The following is a 6,947-nucleotide window of genomic DNA, read 5'->3' as shown; positions in this document are numbered from 1 at the left end:
CGGCGCGTTCGCCATCAAGCGCCCACACTTATCGGTTGTTTGGTTGTTAAAGAACTTGCGCATCCGGCTTTGCCGTCTGCGTCGCTGCGTCGTTTGCGTCAGCAGCAGAGAAACGAGATTATGAAGAACAACCTGCGTTTCGTCAACAGGGCAGCGAAGTTTTTTTCGCTTCGGTCAGCGCCGCATTCCTTCGCGACCCCAACCCCCCATCCACCCCGCAACCCTTGCCAGTGCTGCCTTGCAGCGGCGGTTTGTGTTGCGAGGGGGCGAATATTAAGGGACTCCTCACCCGCTGGCAAGCGATTTCGAAAAAGAATTTTTGCATCCATTAGAATCGCCGCATGACGACGATGCCGGACCACCCCACCTATATGCCCGAACGCCTGGCGAGCCGCGACGCCGGCACGCTCGACGCGCACGCGCTCGCCGCCGCGCTGACGCGCCCGATTGTCTTCGTCGACCTGGAGACCACCGGCGCCGATGCCCAGCGCGATCGCATTACAGAGATCGGCGTTGTCGAAGTCGGCCCCGACGGCATCCACGAGTGGGACACGTTGATCGACCCTCAAGCCAGCATCCCGCCCTTCATCCAGGGCATGACCGGCATTACCGACGACATGGTCCGCGGCCAGCCGACTTTCGAGTCTATCGCCGAATCCCTGGCCGAACGCCTGCAAGGCCGCCTCTTCGTCGCGCACAACGCGCGCTTCGACTACGGCTTTCTCAAGAATGCGTTCCGCCGCGCCGGCATCACCTTCCGTGCCGACGTCCTCTGCACCGTGCGCCTGTCGCGCTCGCTGTTCCCGTCGGTGGAGCGCCACGGCCTGGACGCGCTGATCGCCCGCTTTGGCCTGACCCCCAAGGGGCGGCACCGCGCGCTGGCCGATGCCGAACTACTCTGGCAGTTCTGGCAGAAGATTCACGACGTATATTCCGTCGACCTGGTCGAGTCCGCGGTGAAGTCGCTCGTCAAGCATGCCAGCCTGCCGGCAGGCCTGACCGAGACCGCGCTCGACGATGTGCCGGACCGTCCCGGCGTCTATCTGTTCTTCGGCGACCAGGACGCGCCGCTCTACGTCGGCAAGAGCATCCACCTGCGCCAGCGCATCCGCGCCCATTTCTCCGGCGATCATAGTCATGAGAAGGAGATGCGGCTTGCCCGCGGCGTGCGGCGTGTCGAATGGCGCGAAACCGGCGGCGAAGTGGGCGCGCTGCTATTGGAGGCCCATCTGGTCAAGGCGCTGCAGCCGCTCCACAACCAGTTGCTGCGCCAGAACACCGAGCTGTTTTCATGGGAACTGGCTGCGGGCCTGTCCGCGCCGCGCCTGCGTTCCGACCGCCACATCAATTTCAGCCGCCACGCCGGGCTCTACGGCGCGTTCGGCAGCCGTGCCGCCGCGCAGGCCCGGCTGCGCGAGCTGGCGGACGAACATCAGCTCTGCCTGGCGACGTTGATGCTGGAAGCGACCAGCCACCGCGGCAATCCCTGTTTCGCCCGGCAACTGCACCGTTGCGCAGGCGCGTGCACCGGCGACGAGGCACGCGCCAGCCATCGCGAACGCACGATGTCGGCCATCGCCGCACTGGCACTGCAGCCCTGGCCGTTCGACGGGGCCATTGCCTGGAGAGAGACGGACGACGCCGGGCATCCATGGCACGTCATCGAAGACTGGTGCTACCTCGGCACCGCGCCGACGCTGGAAGACGCTGCGAAGCTGCAGTCCGACGCCGCCCGTTTCGATGCCGACACCTATCAGATTCTGGCGCCGCGCCTGCAAGACCTGAAGGCGACGGCCGTGCCGCTGGTCGCCACGCGCACGCTGGTCCTGACACCACCGGAGCCACCCGCGCCGAAGCGCACAACGCAGGCAAGTCCGTCAGCAACCACCCGGCGTACCTCCGCGGCCAGTCCGGATCAGCAAACCCTTGCGCTGTTTTCCTGACACCGGCCACGCATTTTTCGTGCGCCAGCGCGCATAGACGCACTGGCAGCGACAGCGCCGCTCGGCTAGTCTGCGAAGGAGGGTCTGCTACCGTTGGAGCCGCCATGCCGTCGCGCCGCCATTCCGCCCCCTGTGTCGCCATGATCTCCATCTGCGCGATGAGCCTCACCGCCGCGTGCGCCAACATCGAGGCCAGCACGATGCAGCGGATCTTCGATTCGTGGCGAGGCGCGCCAGTCGATCAGGCCAAAGCCCAGTGGGGACCGCCGCAATCCGTGCAAGCCGTGGCGGGCGGCACCGCCTATGTCTGGACCGATGAAGTCCCCACCGCGCACCCGCCGGGCAGCGGCCCGCGCGATGCGCGGCTGGAGCCTCCGCCCACCGCCGCCTATTGCCAGCGCAAACTGATGGCCGGCCCGGACGGCAACGTCATCGGCGGCGAATGGAGCGGCAGCGCATGCTGCGTGCAGACACTGATCGGTCAGTGCGCGGGACTGACCCGGAAACCGCCCCAGGCGGCAAGCTGACGGCGCCGCGCCGCTCAGGACAGCGGCGACGGCGGCGATAGCCGCAGCCGTTTTACCGCGACGCCATCAGTCGATCTTCGCGCCGGATGCCTTCACGGCCTGACCCCAACGCGCCTGCTCGTTCAGGATCGTCGTCGTGAACGCCTCCGGTGATTGCCAGGCCGGTTCGGCACCCTGCTGCTCGAACTTGGCCTTCGTATCGGGATCCGCCAGGACGGTGCGCAGCGCGCCGGACAGCTTGTCGACGACCTCCTTCGGCGTGCCGGCAGGGGCCAGCATCCCGTAAAAACCCACCACCTCGAAACCCTTGAGCCCCGACTCTTCCATCGTCGGCACGTCGGGCAGCGCCGGCGAACGCTGGCGCGACGTCACCGCCAGTGGCCGCACCTTGCCCGCCTTGATCTGCTGCGTGAACAGTGGAATCGAATCGGCCATCATCTGCGCCTGCCCTCCCATTACGTCGGTCAACGCCGGGGCGCTGCCCTTATAGGGAATGTGGACGATGAACGTGCCAGACGCCTGCTTGAACATCTCGGGCATCAGGTGCGAGATCCCGCCATTGCCGCCCGAGGCGAAGTTCAGCTTGCCGGGATTCCCCTTGGCATAGGCGATGAACTCCTTGAGGTTCTTCGCCGGCACGTTGTTATTGACGACCATCACCAGCGGAATCAGCGCCGTGCGGGCCACGGGCGCGAAATCCCTGGGCATGGCGTAAGGCAACTTGGGATAGAGCGAGTTGTTGATCGCCATCTGCCCAGTATTGGCGATGAGCAGCGTGTAGCCGTCGGGCGCGGCCTTGGCCACGTTATCGGAGCCGATATTGCCGGCTGCGCCAGCCTTGTAGTCCAGCACCAGCGTCTGGCCGAGAATCGGCTGCAGCTTTTCGGCCAGGATGCGCGCGTGCGTGTCGACCGGGCCGCCCGGGGGAAAGGCCACCACCAGCCGGATCGGCTTTTCCGGCCAGGCCGCCTGCGCGGCGCCGGCAGCAATGGCCAGTGGCGCCACGGCGAGTACGGCCAGGGTGCGTCGGAGGCGACGGGTAAACAGGGTTGCGGTAGCGGCGGACAACGTCATCTCTTCTCTCTCCGGAAATGGCCCCAGCTCTTTGCGGCAGGGCCTGGCTGCCATTGTGACGTTTTTATGACATCTTGGCGAAGCCAGCCGTATGTGTTCGATGTACGGGATGTCCCCTGTTTCCGCAGTGGGCGGCTCCCCGCGGCTTGTGTCAGCAGGCAGAGCGAGTTTCCCCCGATATTGGAAATCGTAAACCCCAGCTTGACGCTCCAGACTGGCCACACGTAAGGTGCAAAACCGAATTCGAATTCGAATACGAAAATTGCCCATGCATGCTTCGCCCCCAGGTGACGAGATCGCCGCCACCGCCTTCCCCCGCATCGACACGCCGTCGATCCTTCAGCCGCCGCGCCAGCGCCGCGCGCGTGAGACCGAACAGGCACTGCTGACGGCCGGGCGCGAACTGCTGGCGCAGCGCGACTTTGCCGCCGTGTCCGTCGCACAGATCGCCGCAGCATGCCAGGTCTCCGTAGGTGCGTTCTACGGACGCTTCCGCGACAAGATGTCGTTCTTCGAATCGCTTCGCTCGCTGGTCATGCAGGAGACGGAGGCCTCCGTCGCGCGCTATATGGCGGAAGAGCGCTGGAGCGAGGTGCCGGCAAGCCAGATTGTCGAGAAGACCATGCGATTCCTGACGAACGGATGCCACAACAACCGCGGCGTCATCCGGGCTTCGCTCAAGCACGCTTCCGCCCGGCCCGAGGAATGGCTGCCCCATCAGAAGAATGGCGAGGAGATCGTCGAGCGCCTGGTCGCGCTGCTGGTGCCACGCCTGCCGGATCCTCCCGCCGAGGCGGAACTGCGCGTGCGCTTTGCAATGCAGATGGTCTTCGGCACGCTGGTCAACGCCGTGCTCAACAATCCCGGCCCACTGCCGCTGGGCGATGAACGGCTGCCCGCCGAGATGACGCGCATGGTCACCAGCTATCTCGGGCTCGACGCCAACGTCGCAGGCTGATGCCGTCGCCCTGATGCCCTGAAGTCAAAACGCCGCATCCGTATCGCCATACCGCGCCTCCCTTCGCTTTGCAGTCACGACCACATCCGCGCGCCATTGCCGGCACAACGCGGCACACGGCCGGGCGCGGGACCGCATGGGGCAATGCATCGCGGAAATGGCCGCTATGAATTCCGGCGGGGCTTGCTTTGTGCGCCGGCGCAGTCCCCCTAGAATCCGTCTCAACCGAATTCATGCTGGCGCGAGACGCCCGTCACATCGTGGCAACGCTTTTCCTGGTCCGTCACGGCCAAGCCTCGTTCGGGGCCGCCAACTATGATTGCTTGTCTGACGTGGGCCGCCAGCAGGCGCGCTGGCTCGGCGAGTATTTCCGTGATCGCGGCATCAGTTTCCGGCGCGTCATCGCCGGCACGCTGGTGCGCCAGCAGGACACCGCCACCGGCATCCTGGCCGGCATGGGCGCCGCCGACACTGTTGTGGCATCGCACGCCGGTCTGAACGAATACGATGGTGAGGCGCTGTACCGCAGCTTCACCCAGGGCGCCGACCATCGTGCTCACCAGAACGGCGACTATCAGGACTACTGGCGCACGTTCCGTGCAGCCTTCGCGGCGTGGACACAAGACAAGCTGACGGGGATGCCGGAGACCTGGTCAGAGTTCGGCGCCCGCATGCAGGCCGCACTGACCCACGCCACTGAAGGTGCCGCGCGCGAGGATGCGCTGCTGGTGGTCAGTTCCGGCGGCGCCATTGGCCGCGCGGTGGCGGACCTGCTGGGCGCGCCGACGCAGACCGCCATCGAACTGAACCTTCAGTTCCGCAACACGGGCTTTTGCGAGTTGATCGTCGGCCGTGACACGCAGCGACTCCTGAGCTTCAACAACGTGCCACACCTGGAACGTGCCGAGCGGCGGGACGCGATCACCTTCGCCTGACCGACCGCGCCGTTACCGCTGCGACAACGCCAACCGGCCCGCCAGGGCCAGGAATACCGTTCCGGCAAACCAGTTCACTGCCCGCTGCACGCGGGCCGATCGCATCAGGATCCGGCCAAACACACCGGAGAACCACGCGATCGCGCCGAACACCAGCAGCGTGGCCAGGATGAACACGAATCCCAGCACCATCAGCTGCAGCGCCACGTGACCGCGTTCGGGCGTCACGAACTGCGGCAGGAATGCCAGGAAGAAAATCACGACCTTGGGGTTGGTGAGGTTCATCACCACACCACGCCAGTACATGTGCTTGCCGGGCTTGACGCCCTCGCCGGCCTTCGGCAACTCACCCACCGGTGCGCGAAACGCCTGCCACGCCAGATAGATCAGGTACAGCGCACCCGCGATCTTCAACACGGTAAACGCCACCACTGACGCCGCAAGCAATGCGGCCAGACCGACCGCCACCACGGCCGTATGCACGAGCAATCCCGTACACAGCCCCAGTACGACGGTCAGCCCCGCCCGTGTGCCATGCATGGCGGACTGCAGCAATACGAAGATATTGTCCGGCCCGGGGGCTAGCCCCAGCAGGATGGCGATGCCGAGGAAAGGCAGCAGGGTATCGAGCGATGGCATGTGAGAAGTCCTCTTCGATGAGAGGGTGATGGTAGCCCAAAGTACCCGATGCGAGGACGGCGCGAATCGGCCCGGCGCCCGCGCTTTAGCATGCCGAATGCCGTCTGCACGACACGCGGCGGCGCCACCTCGATTGCGATCACGCCACGCCGGACACGGCAATCCGTCGCCCAAAAAGGAAAGCGGGGCGCAGGCAGACTTCCTGCGCCCCGCTCTTGCGTGGGCAAATCACTACTTGTTCCTTATGGGTTCCTCTTACGCACGGGCGCCGTCGAGGTATGGGTCAAAGCCACGCGCCGGGCTGGCCGATACACCGACGTTATCCAGGCCAGCGACGAAACGTGCGCCATCGGTGTACGGATCGGCACCACGGGCACCGTCGGCATACGGATCGAAGGTCCGTGCGGGGGGAGCCGAGACGCCTACCTTGTCCAGGCCCGCCACGGTGCGGGCGCCGTCGGCATACGGATCAAACTTGCCAGTGCGGGCGCCGTCCGTAAAGGCGTCGTGCGTCCGGAATTCGTAGCCGTATTGGTCAGCGGGTACGCCGGTGCGGAATTCGTAGCCGTACTTGTCGGCCGGCACGGTGCTCGCCTGAACGGTGCCGAGGGCGGCCAGGGACAGGAGGAGCGTGGATGCGATCTTCAGGGCGGCGGTCTTGGTCATGATTTCTCTCCGTAAGTCATTAAGTTGATTTGATGGCTCCGGACGTCCGCGTTTGCTCGTTCGCGCCGTCCATGTGCTGAACTATATGCCTCGCAAGTGATCGATACCGGGCCACGTTCAGGATAAGTCATTCAATTTTTTTCAACTTTAACCGGCGATCGGAAATTCGCTGCAACGCGGATGGCATGCCCGACTTCGCGTGCCG

At 65.2% G+C, this 6,947-nt stretch carries 7 protein-coding genes; 4 read left to right on the top strand and 3 right to left on the bottom strand.

The window, feature by feature from the left end; all coding sequences use genetic code 11:
* Nucleotides 1–350 precede the first annotated feature (350 nt).
* Both BLR29_RS29590 and BLR29_RS29585 read left to right on the top strand, forming a co-directional pair.
* Nucleotides 351–1,943 (top strand): 3'-5' exonuclease family protein, encoded by a 1,593-nt coding sequence (locus tag BLR29_RS29590; protein WP_092142981.1) that lies wholly within the window; start codon nt 351–353, stop codon nt 1,941–1,943.
* A 104-nt stretch (nt 1,944–2,047) separates the two neighbouring features.
* Nucleotides 2,048–2,470 (top strand): hypothetical protein, encoded by a 423-nt coding sequence (locus tag BLR29_RS29585; protein ID WP_255371504.1) that lies wholly within the window; start codon nt 2,048–2,050, stop codon nt 2,468–2,470.
* 66 nt (nt 2,471–2,536) lie between these two features.
* Here BLR29_RS29585 and BLR29_RS29580 read toward each other — a convergent pair whose 3' ends face one another.
* Entirely contained in the window at nt 2,537–3,544 is a 1,008-nt protein-coding gene (locus BLR29_RS29580) for a Bug family tripartite tricarboxylate transporter substrate binding protein (protein WP_092142951.1), read from the bottom strand.
* Between the two features lie 268 nt (nt 3,545–3,812).
* Between BLR29_RS29580 and BLR29_RS29575 the strand changes: the two genes are divergently transcribed.
* Complete coding sequence (locus BLR29_RS29575) at nt 3,813–4,502, top strand: TetR/AcrR family transcriptional regulator (RefSeq protein WP_092142949.1); 690 nt, start codon at nt 3,813–3,815, stop codon at nt 4,500–4,502.
* Between the two features lie 260 nt (nt 4,503–4,762).
* Nucleotides 4,763–5,437 carry a histidine phosphatase family protein gene (locus BLR29_RS29570; protein ID WP_092142975.1) on the top strand — a complete coding sequence of 225 codons (675 nt, stop codon included), beginning with the start codon at nt 4,763–4,765 and terminating at the stop codon, nt 5,435–5,437.
* A gap of 12 nt (nt 5,438–5,449) precedes the next feature.
* Here BLR29_RS29570 and BLR29_RS29565 read toward each other — a convergent pair whose 3' ends face one another.
* Both BLR29_RS29565 and BLR29_RS29560 read right to left on the bottom strand, forming a co-directional pair.
* Nucleotides 5,450–6,076: a LysE family translocator gene (locus BLR29_RS29565; protein WP_092142946.1), complete on the bottom strand. Its 627-nt coding sequence runs from the start codon at nt 6,074–6,076 to the stop codon at nt 5,450–5,452.
* 255 nt (nt 6,077–6,331) lie between these two features.
* Entirely contained in the window at nt 6,332–6,742 is a 411-nt protein-coding gene (locus BLR29_RS29560; RefSeq protein ID WP_092142943.1) for a hypothetical protein, read from the bottom strand.
* Nucleotides 6,743–6,947: the final 205 nt, after the last annotated feature.

Origin of the sequence: Cupriavidus sp. YR651 (genome assembly GCF_900101625.1) — a bacterium.
In the GTDB taxonomy this organism is placed as follows: Bacteria; Pseudomonadota; Gammaproteobacteria; order Burkholderiales; family Burkholderiaceae; genus Cupriavidus.
Note: the sequence above shows the minus strand (reverse complement) of the source record. Positions and strands in the feature narration are given on the sequence as shown.